Origin of the sequence: Marinobacter nanhaiticus D15-8W, assembly GCF_036511935.1 — a bacterium.
Classification (GTDB): Bacteria; Pseudomonadota; Gammaproteobacteria; order Pseudomonadales; family Oleiphilaceae; genus Marinobacter_A; species Marinobacter_A nanhaiticus.
The window spans coordinates 5,285,032-5,301,352 of sequence record NZ_AP028878.1 but is presented as its reverse complement, the minus strand read 5'-3'; the positions used below and the strand labels follow the sequence as shown (position 1 = coordinate 5,301,352).

Sequence of the window (16,321 nt, the reverse complement as noted above, 5' to 3'; positions counted from 1 at the left end):
GTTGAAAAGCTGAACTTTTAAACCCTAAACCCTTAACTTGAAAACCTAACTGAAACTGGGAGTTATCATGGAAACTGTAGTTGGAATGACCGCGATTGCCGTTGCGCTGCTGATCGGCCTGGGTGCACTGGGTACTGCGATTGGTTTCGGTATCCTGGGTGGCAAGTTCCTGGAAGGCGCTGCGCGCCAGCCGGAAATGACCCCGATGCTGCAGGTCAAGATGTTCATCGTTGCTGGTCTGCTGGACGCCGTGACCATGATCGGTGTTGGTATCGCACTGTTCTTCACCTTCGCCAACCCGTTCGTCGCTCAGGTCGGTTAATGCATCGCCTCGCAAGAGGCGAGCCCGATTTGAACGTCCCTTATACGACAGGCGAGAGGTGAAGACGTGAACATTAATTTGACACTGATCGGTCAAGCCATCGCGTTCTTTATCTTTGTCGTCTTCTGCATGAAGTATGTCTGGCCGCCGATCATGACGGCCCTGCAGGAACGACAGAAGAAGATCGCTGATGGTCTCGCCGCCTCCGACCGTGCTGCACGTGACTTGGAACTGGCGCAGGAAAAAGCTGCCCAGGAACTGCGTGAAGCCAAGCAGGAGGCTGCGTCACTGATCGAGCAGGCAAACAAGCGTGCCAATCAGATTGTGGAAGCATCCAAAGATGATGCCCGCAAGGAAGGTCAGAAGCTGATTGAGCAGGCCAAGGCCGAAATTGAGCAGGAGCGTAATCAGGCCCGGGAAGCGCTGCGTGCGGAAATCGCTGCGATTGCGATTGCTGGCGCCGAGAAGATCCTGGAAACCTCTGTCGATGCCGATAAGCACAGCGAGATGCTGAACAAGTTGGCAGCGGAACTCTAAAAGAGGTTCATCATGGCAGAACTGACAACGCTAGCCCGGCCCTATGCGAAAGCAGCGTTTCAGACCGCTCGCGACCAGGACAAGCTGGTCGAGTGGGCTGATTCGTTGTCGTTTGCCGCACAGGCCGCGTCTGACAGCGACATGCGCACGGTTCTGGGTAGTCCGAACCTGACCGAGGCGCGCAAGGCTGAATTCTTGATTGATCTTTTCGACGGCTCTGTTTCCGAGCAGTTCAGGAATTTTGTATCCATCCTGTCCGAAGGCAAGCGCCTTGCGCTGTTGCCGGAAATCAACGACCTCTACAACGCCTACCGTGCTGACATCGAGCGCGTCGTGGATGTCGAGGTTACTGCGCCGTTCGAACTGACAGAAGAGCAGCAGCAGACGCTCAGCCAGGCACTGTCAAAGAAACTGGATCGCAAAGTGAGTCTTGCAACCAAGGTCGACCCCGCCCTGATTGGTGGTGTGGTGATCCGCGCTGGCGACATGGTTATCGACGCCTCGGTACGCGGAAAGATCGCCAAGCTGGTCGACGCGCTGGGCTCCTGATTTCAGCACAAGGTTTGAGGATAAAGGCATGCAGCAACTGAATCCATCCGAGATCAGTGACATCATCAAGAAGAGGATCGAGAAACTCGATATCTCTTCCGAAGCACGCAATGAAGGTACGATCCTGTCGGTTTCCGACGGTATCGTGCGTGTCCACGGTCTCGCCGACGTCATGTACGGTGAGATGATCGAATTCGACAACGGCATTTTCGGCATGGCGCTCAACCTTGAGCGCGATTCCGTCGGTGCGGTTGTCCTGGGTGACTACGAAGATCTGGAAGAAGGCGGCAAGGTCCGTTGTACCGGTCGCATCCTGGAAGTGCCTGTTGGCGAACAGCTACTGGGCCGCGTCGTCGACGCCCTGGGTAACCCGATCGACGGCAAGGGCGACCTGGGCACCGAGCAGACTGCACCGATTGAGAAAGTCGCGCCGGGCGTTATCGCGCGTCAGTCCGTTGACCAGCCGGTCCAGACCGGTCTGAAAGCGATCGACACCATGGTGCCGATCGGTCGCGGCCAGCGGGAGCTGATCATCGGCGACCGCCAGATCGGTAAGACCGCAGTGGCGATCGACGCGATCATCAACCAGAAAGAAAGTGGCATCAAGTGTATCTATGTCGCTGTCGGCCAGAAGCAGTCTTCCATCGCCGCCGTCGTGCGCAAGCTGGAAGAGCACGGCGCCATGGATCACACCATCGTGGTTGCCGCTGGTGCTGCTGACCCTGCCGCTATGCAGTTCCTGGCGCCATACTCCGGTACGTCAATGGGCGAATACTTCCGTGACCGCGGTGAAGACGCCCTGATCGTTTTTGACGACCTGTCCAAGCAGGCTGTGGCCTATCGCCAGATTTCCCTGCTGCTGCGTCGTCCGCCGGGTCGTGAAGCCTACCCGGGTGACGTTTTCTACCTGCACTCACGTCTGCTGGAACGTGCGTCACGCGTCAACGCCGACTATGTCGAGCAGATGACGAACGGTGAAGTCAAAGGCAAGACCGGTTCACTGACCGCGTTGCCATTGATCGAAACCCAGGCCGGTGACGTTTCGGCGTTCGTACCGACCAACGTGATCTCCATTACCGACGGTCAGATCTTCCTGGAAACCAACCTGTTCAACTCCGGTATCCGTCCGGCGATGAACGCGGGTGTATCCGTTTCCCGGGTGGGTGGTTCCGCCCAGACCAAGATCATGAAGAAGCTCGGTGGCGGTATCCGTCTGGCTCTGGCCCAGTACCGCGAACTGGCGGCCTTCGCCCAGTTTGCGTCTGACCTGGACGAGGCGACCCGTAAGCAGCTCGAGCATGGTCAGCGTGTGACCGAACTGATGAAACAGAACCAGTACAGCCCGATGTCCGTGGCTGAAATGGGTACGGTTCTGTATGCAGCAAACGAAGGTTTCCTCGACGACGTTGATGTCGACAAGGTGGTTGCATTCGAAGCCGCCCTGATGGACTGGATGCGCAGCGAACAGTCTGAGCTCCTGGCCAAGATCAACGAGAAGGGCGATTACAACGACGAGATCGCCGCGGACCTGAAAGCTGCAATCGAGAAATTCAAGACCACTCAGACCTGGTAAGCCACAGGCCCGCCCTCACCGGCGGGCCCTGTCAGTTTCAGGCTCGCGAGTGTCTAACTTGAAAAGGCAGTGAGTTATGGCCGTCGGAAAAGAAATACGTAACCAGATCTCCAGCATCAAGAGCACGCAGAAGATCACCTCTGCCATGGAAATGGTAGCGGCGAGTAAGATGCGCAAGGCTCAGGAACGCATGCAGGCGACCCGCCCTTATGCGGACAAGATGCGGCAGGTCATCGGGCACATTGCCAAGGCAAATGCCCAGTACACGCATCCGTTCATGGTCGAACGTGATGTCAAGCGTGTGGGCTATATCGTGGTGTCCTCGGATCGTGGCCTCTGTGGCGGCTTGAACATCAACCTGTTCAAGACCCTCGTCCGGGACATGCGGCAATGGAAGGAAAAGGGCGTGGAAGCCGATCTCTGTGCCATCGGCCAGAAGGGCGCCTCCTTTTTCCGCAACTATGGCGGTAATGTGGTCGCAGCACTGACCCAACTGGGCGATACGCCCAGCGCCGAACAGCTGATCGGCAACGTCAAGGTCATGCTCGATGCGTTCGAAGAAGGCAAGATCGATCGTCTCTACCTGGTGAGCAACGAATTCGTCAACACCATGACCCAGAGCCCGGAGATCGAGCAGCTTCTGCCATTGCCCGCAGATGCAGATGAAGACGTCAAAAAGAACCAGTGGGATTACATCTACGAGCCGGACGCCCGGCCGATTCTCGATGGTCTTCTGACACGTTACATCGAATCTCAGGTTTATCAGGGTGTGATGGAGAACCTGGCGTGTGAGCAGGCGGCGCGGATGATTGCCATGAAGAGCGCCACCGACAACGCCGGTAGCATCATCGACGACCTGCAGCTGGCCTACAACAAGGCCCGCCAGGCCGCGATCACCCAAGAGATTTCGGAAATCGTGAGCGGTGCAGCTTCGGTCTGATGACCTCACGATCCAACTGGTTTTAGTGACTATAAGATAACGAGGAACCGAGCATGAGTAGCGGACACATCGTTCAGATCATTGGCGCGGTTATCGACGTGGAATTCCCACGTGACTCCGTACCCAAAGTATATGACGCCCTGCTGCTTGAAGGTGGCGAGACGACTCTGGAAGTCCAGCAGCAGCTGGGTGACGGCATCGTCCGTACCATCGCCATGGGCAGTACTGAAGGCCTCAAGCGTGGCCTGAAAGCGGAAAACACCGGTAAGGCCATTTCCGTCCCGGTCGGTACCCAGACCCTGGGCCGCATCATGGACGTACTGGGCCGTCCCATCGACGAAGCCGGCGATATTGGCGAGGAAGAGCGTTGGGAAATCCACCGTAAGGCACCGGGTTACGCCGACCAGGCCGCTTCCGCGGACCTGCTGGAAACGGGCATCAAGGTTATCGACCTGATCTGTCCCTTCGCCAAGGGCGGTAAGGTCGGCCTGTTCGGGGGCGCGGGTGTTGGTAAGACCGTCAACATGATGGAGCTGATCAACAACATCGCCAAGGAGCACTCCGGTCTTTCCGTATTCGCCGGTGTTGGCGAGCGTACCCGTGAGGGTAACGACTTCTACTATGAAATGAAGGAGTCCAACGTTCTCGATAAGGTCGCGATGGTTTACGGCCAGATGAACGAGCCCCCCGGAAACCGTCTGCGTGTAGCGCTGACCGGCCTGACCATGGCGGAGAAGTTCCGTGACGAAGGTCGTGACGTTCTGCTGTTCGTCGACAACATCTACCGTTACACCCTGGCCGGTACCGAAGTATCTGCACTGCTGGGCCGTATGCCGTCTGCGGTAGGTTACCAGCCGACGCTGGCCGAAGAGATGGGCCAGCTTCAGGAGCGGATCACCTCGACCAAGACCGGTTCCATCACGTCCATCCAGGCGGTCTACGTACCGGCGGATGACTTGACCGACCCGTCTCCGGCCACCACCTTCTCGCACTTGGATGCGACCGTGGTACTGAGCCGTGATATCGCCTCCAAGGGTATCTACCCGGCAATCGATCCGCTGGACTCCACCTCTCGTCAGTTGGACCCACTGGTCATCGGCCAGGAGCACTATGAAGTGGCCCGTGGCGTGCAGACCAACCTGCAGCGCTTCAAGGAACTGAAGGACATCATCGCCATCCTGGGTATGGACGAACTGTCAGAAGAGGACAAGCTGACCGTTGCCCGCGCCCGTAAGATCGAGCGTTTCCTGTCCCAGCCGTTCCACGTTGCCGAAGTCTTCACCGGCGCGCCCGGCAAGTACGTGCCGCTGAAAGAGACGATCGCCAGCTTCAAGGGTATCCTGAACGGTGACTATGACGACATGCCTGAGCAGGCGTTCTACATGGTCGGTTCAATCGAGGAAGCCGTTGAGAAAGCGAAGGAAATGAAGGCCAAAGAGAAGTAAGGCCCTCATCTTCCTGACTGATCAAAGAGGCTAAAAATGGCTATGACCATACATTGTGATGTCGTCAGTGCTGAAAAGAAGATCTTCTCCGGGCTGGTCGAGATGTTGATCGCGGCGGGCTCCGAAGGGGACTTGGGTATTGCACCGGGACACACGCCACTGCTGACACAGCTCAAACCGGGTCCGGTTCGAGTGGTCAAGCAGGGTGGTGAAGAGGAAATCCTCTACGTGTCCGGTGGCTACCTGGAAGTTCAGCCCTCGGTTGTCACGCTGCTGGCCGACACCGCAATCCGCGCCAAAGACGTGGATGAGGCGGCGGCCCAGGAAGCCCAGCGCGAAGCCGAAAAAGCCCTGGCGAACAAGACCAGCGAGTTTGAGTACGGTCGTGCTGCTGCGGAATTGGCCGAAGCCGTCGCCAAGCTGAGAACCATCCAGCAGCTGCGGAAGTCACGCTAACGCCTGACGCATCGTACTGGTAGACTCAAAAGCCGTATCCCGAGGTAGCGACCCTTCCCGGTCTCGTTATTGAAGGATGCGGCTTTTTTTATTCTGGGCGCTTTTTCTCTGCGGGGAAGACGCTCAAGTAACACGGATCGACACGCATACTCCAAGGAATCCTGACTGCTATGACCCTTCCCCTTCACGTTGTTATCCTTGCCGCCGGCCAGGGCTCGCGCATGAAATCCAGTCTGCCCAAGGTTCTGCACAAGGTGGCCGGCAAACCCATGTTGCACCACGTCATCGACACCGCCCGCGCACTCGGTTCAGCCGGTATCCATGGGGTGATTGGTCATGGTGCCGATCAGGTGAAGGCTCAAACGCCGGCAGAGGATATCCATTGGGCCATGCAGTCCGAACAGTTGGGTACCGGGCATGCCGTTGCCCAGGCCCTGCCGAACCTGCCTGACGAGGCGCGGGTGTTGATCCTGTACGGCGACGTGCCACTGACACGGGCTGAAACCCTGAGACACCTGGCCGAACAGGTCAGCGAGGCGGCGATCGGTCTCCTCACCGTCGAGCTCGACAACCCGGATGGCTATGGCCGGATCGTGCGGGACGAGGGTGGCAACGTACAGTCGATCGTCGAGCAGAAGGATGCCTCCGGCGACCAGCTACGCATCCGGGAAGTCAATACCGGCATCCTGGGCGTCTCGGCCCGCCACCTCAAAGAATGGCTGCCCCAGCTCTCCAACAGTAATGCCCAGGGCGAATACTACCTGACTGATGTCATCGAGATGGCGGTTAAGGAAGATATCGCCGTCAAGGTGGCCCACCCGCAAACCGGGTTTGAAGTACAGGGCGTGAACAACCGCATCCAGTTGGCGGAGCTGGAACGCTGGTACCAGGCCGAAGAGGCCCGTCGCCTGATGACCGAAGGCGCCAGCCTGGCCGACCCCGCCCGTATCGATGTGCGTGGTAACCTGTCGATCGGTCAGGACATCGTCATCGACGTTAACGTGGTGTTCGAAGGCGAGGTGACTCTCGAGGACAATGTCGAGATCGGTCCTCACTGCTTCATTCGCAACGCCGTGCTGCGCCAGGGCGCCCGTATCGACGCCCATTCGATTATCGACGGTGCCGACGTTGGTCCTGGCGCCCAGGTTGGCCCGTTTGCCCGCTTGCGTCCGGGCACGGAACTGGCGAAGGACGCCAAGGTGGGGAACTTCGTCGAAACCAAGAAAGCCGTGGTGGGCGAGGGTAGCAAGATCAATCATCTCAGCTATGTCGGTGACGCCTTTCTGGGTCGTAATGTGAATGTGGGTGCAGGCACCATTACCTGCAATTATGATGGGGTCAACAAGCACCAGACCCGCCTGGGCGACAACGTGTTCGTCGGTTCCAACACCGCCCTCGTTGCACCGGTCTCTGTCGCCGATGGTGCGACTATCGGAGCCGGTTCGACGATTACGCGCGACGTTGAAACCGATGAACTCGCCGTAGCCCGCGGTCGCCAGCGCAACATCCAGGACTGGCAGCGTCCGCAGAAAAAGTAAGCGGCTCATCCGTCGTTAGCTGATGTAATACCAGGGTTTGGAAGAAACAGGGTTCAGCAAAAGACAAAGGTTCAGGATAAAAAATATGTGTGGAATTGTAGGTGCAGTATCGGAAAGGGATGTCCCGGCGATTCTTCTCGAAGGTCTACGGCGACTTGAGTATCGCGGCTACGATTCTGCTGGCATGGCGGTACTCAACCCGTCCGGCACCCTGGTCCGGGAACGGGAAGTGGGTAAGGTTGCCGCCTTGGCGGATGTTCTCGACAACACCCACTATCGCGGTGCGGTAGGCATCGCCCACACCCGGTGGGCCACCCATGGTGAGCCGGCCCAGCACAATGCCCACCCGCATATGTCCGGTGAGCGCCTCGCCATCGTCCACAACGGCATCATCGAAAACTATCAACCCCTACGAGACCGTCTGAAGGAAGAAGGTTTCAACTTCACCTCCCAGACCGATACCGAAGTGGTGGCGCATCTCATCGAATCCCATTTCCGCCAGAACGGCGATCTGCTCCACGCCGTCAAGGCCGCAATCGCCGAATTGCGCGGCGCCTTTGCCCTGGCCGTGCTGCACGCCGACGATCCGGAGCGCATTATCGTCAGCCGTGAAGGTAGTCCGTTGGTGGTGGGTGTGGGTATTGGCGAGAATTTCGCTGCGTCCGATCCCCTGGCCTTGTTGCCTGTCACCGACCGGTTCATTTACCTGGAAGAAGGCGATGTGGCGGAGATCCGTAAGGATACCGTCCGGGTTTGGGATCGCGATGGCCAGTCCATCGAACGGCCCACCCAACGTTACGAGCATGGCCACGACGCCGCCGACAAGGGCGAATACCGCCACTTCATGCTCAAGGAAATCTACGAGCAGCCCAAGGTGATCCAGGCCACCATGGAAGGCCGACTGACGGACAGCAAGGTTCTGGAACAGGCATTGGGCACAGAAGCTGAAAAGCTGTTGGGCGATATTCGCCATGTGCAGATCGTCGCCTGTGGCACCAGCTATCATGCGGGTATGGTGGCCCGCTACTGGATCGAGGAATTGGCGGGCGTGCCTTGCTCTGTGGAAGTGGCGTCGGAATACCGTTACCGTAGCCACGTGATCCAGCCGGACACCCTCTTCCTGACCATTTCCCAGTCGGGCGAAACCGCTGATTCCCTGGCCGCCCTGCGCCAGGCCAAGAAAGCCGGTTTCCGTGCCGCCCTCGCGGTGTGTAACGTGCCGGGCAGCTCGCTGGTGCGGGAGTCGGACCTCGTAGTGATGACCCAGGCAGGGCCGGAAATTGGTGTTGCGTCTACCAAGGCTTTCACTACCCAATTAACGGCGTTGCTGATCTTCACCTTGGCGCTGGCTCGTCACAATGGGATGGATGCGTCGAAAGAGGCGGAAATCGTACAGGCCCTGCGCCAATTGCCGCGTCAGGTTGAGCAGGTACTGGCGCTCGATGGCAAGATCGCCGACCTGAGCCGGGCCTTTATGGACAAGAACCACAGTCTGTTCCTGGGCCGTGGCGCCATGTTCCCAGTGGCGCTGGAAGGCGCACTCAAGCTCAAGGAAATCTCCTATATCCACGCCGAAGCCTATCCGGCAGGCGAACTCAAGCATGGTCCGCTGGCGCTGGTGGACAGCGAAATGCCCGTTGTCACCGTTGCGCCCAACAACATGTTGATGGAAAAGCTTAAGTCCAACCTGGAAGAGGTCCGAGCCCGTGGCGGTGAACTGTTCGTATTTGCCGACGGCGAAGCCGGTCTGACCGAGGAAGACGGCGTGCACGTCATGTCCATCCCCGAGGTGCATCCGATCACCGCGCCGGTCGTCTACACGGTGCCCCTGCAGTTGCTCTCTTACCATGTTGCGGTGCTGAAGGGCACCGATGTGGACCAGCCGCGGAACCTGGCCAAGAGTGTCACGGTCGAATAGTCGGCTGTAGCTGCAATCTCAGTTTGCTTCCACTTGGCCCGCCACTTGCTATGAAAACGTGTGAGTGGCGGGTTATGGTTTTTAAAGATCGGTGTTTCTGCTATCTTTCCCATGCGGGTAAAAAGTAAACACCATATCCGACGTACTAGCGGGAGAGACTGGTTCGCGCAGCGAATCGGCGCCGAAGGAGCAACTGCCCCGGAAACTCTCAGGCAAAAGGACCGCTAGCACGAGACACTTTCCGAAGAGCTGCCAACATCTGCGTCAGTTGGCACACCGAAGGAGCAAGCGGCCGCTGATATCAGACGGCGCGTGAATCTCTCAGGTTCAGTGACGGAAGGGGTGCTGTCTACAGTCGTGTAGAGAGGAAACCCCGACGCCCCTGGAGATGATCATGAAACGCATTGCTGTTGTCGGCGGTGGCATTACCGGCATCACAACCGCCTATACCCTCGCCAAGCGCGGCTTCGAGGTTACCCTTTTCGAGAAACACCGCTATGCGGCGATGGAGACCTCGTTCGCCAACGGTGGCCAGTTATCGGCCTCAAACGCCGAAGTTTGGAACAACTGGCAGACCATCATCAAAGGCCTGCGCTGGATGATGCGCAACGATGCGCCATTGTTGGTCAACCCCAAGCCAACCTGGCACAAAATGAGCTGGTTCGCCGAGTTCATGGCGGCCATTCCCCAATACGAAGCCAATACCACCGAAACCGCCCGCCTGGCCATCGCTGCGCGGGAGCACCTGTTCGAGTGGGCGAAGAACGAAGGAATCGATTTCGATCTCGAACGTCGCGGTATCCTGCATATCTACCGCAACAAGTCCGGGTTCGACCATGCGGCCAACGTCTCCAGATTGTTGGCCGCTGGCGGCCTGGAGCGCAGGGCTGTAACCCCGGATGAAATGCGCGCCATCGAACCCACCCTGGCGGGTACCTACTACGGTGGTTTCTTCACGGAGAGCGATTCCACCGGCGATATCCACAAGTTTACCCATGGACTGGCGACCGCCATCGAACGCCTGGGCGTCAATACCCTGTACGGCTATGATGTGAACGACGTAGGCGCCGACCAGAATGGTGCCTGGGTTACTGCCTCCGATGGTGAAAGCGAACAGCGCCACAGCTTCGATGGCATGGTGATCTGCGCTGGCGTTGGCAGCCGTCCGCTGGCAGCCAAACTGGGGGACCGGGTCAACATCTATCCGGTGAAGGGCTACTCGATCACCGTCCATCTGGATGATGAGTCGTCGCAGCAATCGGCCCCGACGGTCAGCCTGTTGGATGACGAGACCAAGATCGTGACCAGTCGCCTGGGCGGCGATCGCTTCAGGGTGGCCGGCACGGCGGAATTCAACGGCTACAATCGCGACATCCGGGCTGATCGTGTGCGCCCGCTGGTAAGCTGGGTGGAGCAGTGTTTCCCGGGTGTGAGCACGCGGCGCGTCGTGCCCTGGGCGGGTCTGCGACCGATGCTTCCGAATATGATGCCGCGCGTTGGCCCTGGCCGACTGCCAACGGTGTTCTACAACACGGGCCACGGCCACTTGGGTTGGACCCTGTCGGCGATTACTGCGGAAATGTTGGCTGACGCGGTGGAGAATCCAGCTTCAGCCCAAGCTATGGGCGCGGCCCACTAGTCGCGATCGACTCGAAGTCTAGCGGTGCGCTGCCGAAGTGGCGCGCCGCTTCCTGACCGGCTTGCGTTCTACGACGTTCTTCCCCTGCACTTGTAACCTCAACGTGCGCCACGCTTGACACAGCGAAGTGGGCGATCCCGCCATCTGGGTCACTTGCTCGCTCATGCTCACTCTCCACCACTCTTCATGTGCACGACCCGGATGTCGTGCACTGCTTGAAAGTTTTGCGTCACTCTAATCGCATGTACCGTTCCCGTGTCGTGCACGGGTCGTTGTGCTGACGACTGTTATCAAGAATGGTCGAGCTTAAGTCAAAAAACAAATGAAAATTATTATCATTTGACTGCAATCAAGATTTTTTGCCTATTTTGTCTGCTAACGGGCTACGTCGAAGGAGGTAAGTCCCTTTAGCCAAAGGCATTAATGACCTATGCCTTTGGGCGTAAGTTACGCAGTTGCAGTAACAAACCAGTAGGCCTTCTGCTATCATCCTGGCGGTTTGTTGGTCCGTGTATCGCACACGGCTTGACGCCGGGGACAACCCATGCCGTGCTCGCCCCAGTTGCCGCGGCCTTATTCGGCTTGAAGTTCCCTCCTTTTGCTTCCTACAAACAACTGACAATAAAGACGGGTACCATGCCAACGACTGTTTTTGGCGGCTTTACCGCAAACTTCCTGGGCAATGCGCCTGCCTGGTATAAACAGGCCATCCTCTTGTTTCTGGCGATCAATCCCCTGGTGCTGTGGTCCCTGGGGCCCGCGGTCGCCGGTTGGCTGCTGGTCGGCGAGTTCATCTTCACCCTGGCCATGGCGCTGAAATGCTACCCACTCCAACCTGGCGGACTGCTGGCCATTGAGGCGCTGCTGATCGGCATGACCTCAGCCGACGCCGTCTATCTGGAAGTACTGCATAACCTGCCGGTGATCATGCTGCTGATGTTCATGGTGGCCGGCATCTATTTCATGAAGGATCTGTTGCTGGTCACCTTTACCCAGATTCTTGTGGGCGTGCGTTCCAAATCGAAGCTGGCTCTGCTGTTCTCGCTGGCGGCGGCCTTCCTGTCCGCGTTCCTGGATGCGCTGACGGTGACGGCGGTGATCATCAGCGTGGCGGTGGGTTTCTATTCGGTATATCACAAGGTGGCGTCGGGCAAGGGTTACCATCACGACGACCACAACGCGCATTCAGATGACGGTGTGATCGAGTTGCATCGGGAAGACCTGGAAGAATTCCGCGCCTTCCTGCGCAGCCTGTTGATGCACGGGGCCGTGGGCACGGCCCTCGGTGGCGTGGCCACCATGGTGGGTGAACCGCAGAACCTGCTGATCGCCAAGGAAGTCGGTTGGGATTTCGCCACCTTCTTCCAGCGCATGGCGCCTGTCAGTTTGCCCGTCCTGGTGGCGGGACTGTTCACCTGTCTGCTGCTCGAGAAGCTGCGCTGGTTCGGTTATGGGGCGCGTCTGCCCAAGCCGGTGCGACAGGTACTGGAAGAGTTTGCCGCCAATGAGCGTTCCCGCCGTACGGCCTCCGACCGGGCTGCGCTATGGATCCAGGGCCTGGCGGCCATCGTCTTGGTGATCGGCCTGGCGTTTCACCTGGCGGAGGTGGGGCTGATCGGCCTGCTGGTGATCATCCTGATCACCTCCTTCACCGGCATCACCGACGAGCACCAGATTGGCAAAGCCTTCCAGGAAGCGCTGCCGTTTACGTCGTTGCTGGTGGTGTTCTTTGCCATCGTTGCGGTGATCCACGAGCAGCACCTGTTCACTCCGGTCATCAACTACGTGCTGAGTCTGCCCGAGTCCCAACAGCCGGGCATGTTCTTTATCGCCAACGGCCTGTTGTCGATGATCAGCGATAACGTCTTCGTGGCGACCGTCTACATCAGCGAAATCAAGCAAACGCTGGAGGCTGGCAGCATCTCCCAGGCTCATTTCGAGGAGCTGGCTGTGGCGATCAATACCGGCACCAACCTCCCGAGCGTCGCGACACCCAACGGCCAGGCGGCGTTCCTGTTCCTGCTCACATCCGCGATTGCGCCTTTGGTACGCCTGTCTTATGGGCGCATGGTGATCATGGCGTTCCCCTACACCTTGGTAATGGGCTCTGTGGGGCTGCTGTGCGTGATGTATCTGGTGTGACATATCCGCTGTGTGATCCTTTCCGTGCGCTGGTGGTGACGGCAACGGTCGATCAAGGCAAACTGTTGCCAAAGCAATGACAAGGCGCCTGGGCGCCGTAAGGAGGGAGTGATGTCCAACGTCGTAGCGTGTATTGACGGTTCACGATCGACAACAGCCGTTTGCGACTATGCAGCCTGGGCCTCTCTACGGTTGGATGCATCCCTGATGCTGTTCCATGTGCTGGACCAACTGCGGTACCCGACCGAACCGGACCTTGCGGGCAGCATTGGCTTGGGCAGCCGGGAGCACCTGTTGGAAGAACTGGCCGAACTGGACCAGAAGCGCAGCCGTATCGCCCTTGACCAGGGCCGGCACATGCTGGAAGCGGCCGCTGCCCGGGTCCGTGAGGACGGCGTGGAGACCATACAGCAGCGCCAGCGACACGGCGACCTGTCCGATAGCCTGCTGGATGTGGAGCCGGAGATCCGGCTGCTGGTGATGGGCCTGCACGGGGAGAGCAGCAGCGACAGGGACATCCATATCGGCAGCCAGTTGGAAACGGTCATTCGCACCCTGCATCGACCGATCCTGCTGGTTCCAGACGAGTTTGCCCCGCCACGCAATGCCATGCTCGCCTTCGATGGCAGCGATACCGTCAAGCGCGGGGTGGATCTGCTTTCCAATAGTCCGATTTTCCGGGACTTTTCCCTGCACCTGGTGATGGTGGGTACTGAATCAGAAGCCAACTGGTCGCAACTGCGCGAGGCCGAACAAAAGTTGACCGCAGCCGGTTGTGAAGTGCACCTGGCGATCCGCGCCGGCGACGTTGAAAAGACCCTGCATAGCTACCAGGAAGAGCAGGGGATCGACCTGCTGGTGATGGGCGCTTACGGCCACTCCCGGATTCGCCAGTTCCTGGTTGGCAGCACCACCACCAACATGCTGAAGACCAGCGGCAGCCCGCTGATCATTCTCCGATAGTTAGTCTTTACTTACTTGTCTGGCCAGCCACATATTGAACGCCAATGCCCCCGCGCTGACCGATCGATAGCTCAGTGTCGATATGCCGTGATGGATCTGTCGCACCCGCTGGCTCACTGGCCGGGTGACAGGAATTCGTGCCAAAACGTTGAACGTCTCGTCGGCGATCGATAGGTGGACCTGCTCTAGCCGGCCAGCGGTCGCCGCCGCTCCGGCACTGGCCAGGTCGGCCATCCCCAGCCACCAGTCACGATGCGTCAGTTCCTTTGGTGCCATCATTGCAGCCATTCCTCCAACTGAGCCAAGACCTGCGGATGATGAGCCAGCCGGATATGGTCTATGCCGGCAAACACCACTTCGCCATCCAGCGTCCAACCCGTCTGACCACGGCCGCAGGCACTGTCTTCATGAACCAGGGCATCGCCGACAAGCCGATTCACCAGATGCGCCCGCCGGCGTCCAATAAGGCCGCAAACAGCAAAATGCCGGACCTCCGGCAGCAACGGCGCCGTGTCGTCTTCCTCAAGTATGACCCCTTGATTCAGGTTGCGTATACCCACGCTGCGCAGGTTGACGAGATCCGCCGCCGCCCGTAGGTAATCCCGGGGCATCTGTTGCATCAATCCTGTAGTGCCCTGCGCCAGCCGGGCGAGCCAGGACCCGTCGTGAGGCGAACCGAGGTAGACGCAGCTATCCAGGTGATCGATCCAGGTGTGTGATGCATCTTGCCCGTAGTGGCAGGCACTGCGAATCAGCAGGCCGCCCATGCTGTGGCCCAGCAGGAAAAGGTTTTCCACTGGCACCGGCCAAGCGGCGACCAGTTGTTCGATCATTAGCGAGAAATCCCGGCCGTTCTGGTGGATGGCGCGGCCCGAGTTGTAACGCACGGTGAGTGCGGTCGCTCCCAGTCTTTCGCTGAGGGCCGTCGCGTAGTTGTAGCCGGGCCGGCCGGGAAAGTCCCAGATCGTCTCCATTTCGGTCAGGCCATGGACCAGGATGATCAGCGTGCGCTTGGGGTTGTCTATCGCCGGGGTGGCATCGAGATGAAGCGTTTGCCCGGCCTGCTGCATCTGCATGGTCACGGCCAGCGGGTTGCGCCGGGATTCCAGCCAATCGCCGAGAAAGCCGCTGACGATGGCCGAAGCCTGATGTTGCCAGTGGGCGAGTGGGGTATGCATGGTCGAATACCTGCTGGTTATTTACTATACAGTCTAGGTCGGGCCAGTCGAAGAGCCATTGGCTTTTCTGGCCGTGTATGGCGGCAGCCCAATCAATGGTGCGGTCCAGTTTGCGGGGTGGCTGGGGGCGTCTTCAAAACCGAATTTCGCTAGTCGTCGGAGCATAGACTGGGTTAACCTTGGCTGACGCTAAATGCAGACTGGATAGATGGAAGGCGATCCGGCGTAACCGGGGGAACAATGACAAAGGATTGTGTCGAAACCCGACGTCCAAAGGGGCGGTGGTATGGAGTCATTCTGCTTTGGGCAATCTTGCTGTGTACACCGATAGCCTGGGCCGAGCCGACTACGTTGCGCATCGGCTACGTGGAATTCCCGCCTTACGAGTACCAGGACGAACAGGGCAACGCGGCAGGTAGTTTTATCGAGCTTACGCGCCTGGTCGCCAAGGAGGCGGGATATCGGCCCGAATTTATCTATCTGCCGCCGAGCAGGCTGTACCTCTATCTCCGTGAAGGCCGCATCGATTTATGGCCCGGCCTGACCTATATCCCGCCGCTGCAGGGCCATGTGCTGACGAGCAAGTCCACGCCAATGCTGGTCGAACTCAGCGCATGGCACCTCAAGGAGACGGCGCCGGTGGCCCGGTTTGACGACTTGCGGGACAGCCGTCTCATCCTGATTTCGGGCTATACCTACGGTGGTTTGAGCACCTATCTGACCCGCCAGCCGGATATTCGGTTGAGTTACTCGTCCACCCACCAATCCGCCGTCGACATGCTGCGTCTCAAGCGTGGTGAATACCTGCTGGACTACCGCGAACCTGTAGAGGCGTTAGGCGCCACGCAGTCGATGGACGACCTCCGGCACTCCTTTATACGAGACTGTGTGACCGCCTGGCTGTTCTCAATGGAACAGGATAAGGCCGAGCAGTTCCGCGAGGACTTCGATAGGGCCTTCGCGCGCCTGCAAGCGCGCGGCGAGTTGCCGGTAACGCCAACGTCGAGTGAGACCGCTCTCTTGCCGGGCTTTCCGATGTTACCGCCCCATGATCTTTCGGCCAGGGACAATTTCGTGTTCTCCCCAGGTTCGAACGGGGAAGTTGTCGGCAGTGAATAGCC

The 16,321-nt window shown here is 58.8% G+C and carries 15 protein-coding genes and 1 riboswitch; of the genes, 13 read left to right on the top strand and 2 right to left on the bottom strand.

Annotated elements, in window-relative coordinates:
• Window positions 1-67: 67 nt before the first annotated feature.
• The 12 genes from atpE (at window position 68) to RE428_RS23825 (ending at window position 14,022) form a co-directional block, all read left to right on the top strand.
• Entirely contained in the window at window positions 68-322 is a 255-nt protein-coding gene (gene atpE / locus RE428_RS23880; RefSeq protein ID WP_004579640.1) for a F0F1 ATP synthase subunit C, read from the top strand.
• A gap of 66 nt (window positions 323-388) precedes the next feature.
• A complete protein-coding gene (locus RE428_RS23875) occupies window positions 389-859 on the top strand; it encodes a F0F1 ATP synthase subunit B (protein ID WP_004579641.1) in 471 nt (156 codons plus the stop codon).
• 12 nt (window positions 860-871) lie between these two features.
• The gene (locus RE428_RS23870) at window positions 872-1,408 is read left to right on the top strand and encodes a F0F1 ATP synthase subunit delta (RefSeq protein ID WP_004579642.1); all 537 of its coding nucleotides are present in this window, start codon (window positions 872-874) and stop codon (window positions 1,406-1,408) included.
• 28 nt (window positions 1,409-1,436) lie between these two features.
• Window positions 1,437-2,981 carry a F0F1 ATP synthase subunit alpha gene (atpA, locus tag RE428_RS23865; protein WP_004579643.1) on the top strand — a complete coding sequence of 515 codons (1,545 nt, stop codon included), beginning with the start codon at window positions 1,437-1,439 and terminating at the stop codon, window positions 2,979-2,981.
• A 76-nt stretch (window positions 2,982-3,057) separates the two neighbouring features.
• Complete coding sequence (gene atpG, locus RE428_RS23860; protein ID WP_004579644.1) at window positions 3,058-3,921, top strand: F0F1 ATP synthase subunit gamma; 864 nt, start codon at window positions 3,058-3,060, stop codon at window positions 3,919-3,921.
• 53 nt (window positions 3,922-3,974) lie between these two features.
• Window positions 3,975-5,366, top strand: coding sequence for a F0F1 ATP synthase subunit beta (gene atpD / locus RE428_RS23855; RefSeq protein WP_004579645.1), 1,392 nt, complete (start codon window positions 3,975-3,977; stop codon window positions 5,364-5,366).
• Window positions 5,367-5,402: 36 nt separating this feature from the next.
• Window positions 5,403-5,822 carry a F0F1 ATP synthase subunit epsilon gene (locus RE428_RS23850; protein WP_004579646.1) on the top strand — a complete coding sequence of 140 codons (420 nt, stop codon included), beginning with the start codon at window positions 5,403-5,405 and terminating at the stop codon, window positions 5,820-5,822.
• A 170-nt stretch (window positions 5,823-5,992) separates the two neighbouring features.
• A complete protein-coding gene (glmU, locus tag RE428_RS23845; protein WP_004579647.1) occupies window positions 5,993-7,360 on the top strand; it encodes a bifunctional UDP-N-acetylglucosamine diphosphorylase/glucosamine-1-phosphate N-acetyltransferase GlmU in 1,368 nt (455 codons plus the stop codon).
• Between the two features lie 85 nt (window positions 7,361-7,445).
• On the top strand, window positions 7,446-9,278 hold the full coding sequence (gene glmS, locus RE428_RS23840) for a glutamine--fructose-6-phosphate transaminase (isomerizing) (RefSeq protein ID WP_004579648.1): 1,833 nt from the start codon (window positions 7,446-7,448) through the stop codon (window positions 9,276-9,278).
• 139 nt (window positions 9,279-9,417) lie between these two features.
• A riboswitch (glycine riboswitch) is annotated at window positions 9,418-9,512 on the top strand.
• Between the two features lie 160 nt (window positions 9,513-9,672).
• Complete coding sequence (locus tag RE428_RS23835) at window positions 9,673-10,917, top strand: D-amino acid dehydrogenase (protein ID WP_040882333.1); 1,245 nt, start codon at window positions 9,673-9,675, stop codon at window positions 10,915-10,917.
• Window positions 10,918-11,553: 636 nt separating this feature from the next.
• Window positions 11,554-13,059: a sodium/proton antiporter NhaB gene (nhaB, locus tag RE428_RS23830; RefSeq protein ID WP_004579650.1), complete on the top strand. Its 1,506-nt coding sequence runs from the start codon at window positions 11,554-11,556 to the stop codon at window positions 13,057-13,059.
• 111 nt (window positions 13,060-13,170) lie between these two features.
• Window positions 13,171-14,022, top strand: coding sequence for a universal stress protein (locus RE428_RS23825; RefSeq protein WP_004579651.1), 852 nt, complete (start codon window positions 13,171-13,173; stop codon window positions 14,020-14,022).
• On the opposite strand, the gene RE428_RS23820 is transcribed toward RE428_RS23825, so the two are convergent.
• Window positions 14,023-14,301 (bottom strand): hypothetical protein, encoded by a 279-nt coding sequence (locus RE428_RS23820; RefSeq protein ID WP_004579652.1) that lies wholly within the window; start codon window positions 14,299-14,301, stop codon window positions 14,023-14,025.
• Window positions 14,298-15,200 (bottom strand): esterase/lipase family protein, encoded by a 903-nt coding sequence (locus RE428_RS23815; protein WP_004579653.1) that lies wholly within the window; start codon window positions 15,198-15,200, stop codon window positions 14,298-14,300. Before RE428_RS23815 ends, RE428_RS23820 begins: the two co-directional genes overlap by 4 nt.
• Before the next feature lie 240 nt (window positions 15,201-15,440).
• Here RE428_RS23815 and RE428_RS23810 point away from each other — a divergent pair, with 240 nt between their 5' ends.
• Window positions 15,441-16,319, top strand: coding sequence for a substrate-binding periplasmic protein (locus tag RE428_RS23810; RefSeq protein WP_081614547.1), 879 nt, complete (start codon window positions 15,441-15,443; stop codon window positions 16,317-16,319).
• The last annotated feature ends 2 nt before the right edge of the window (window positions 16,320-16,321 follow it).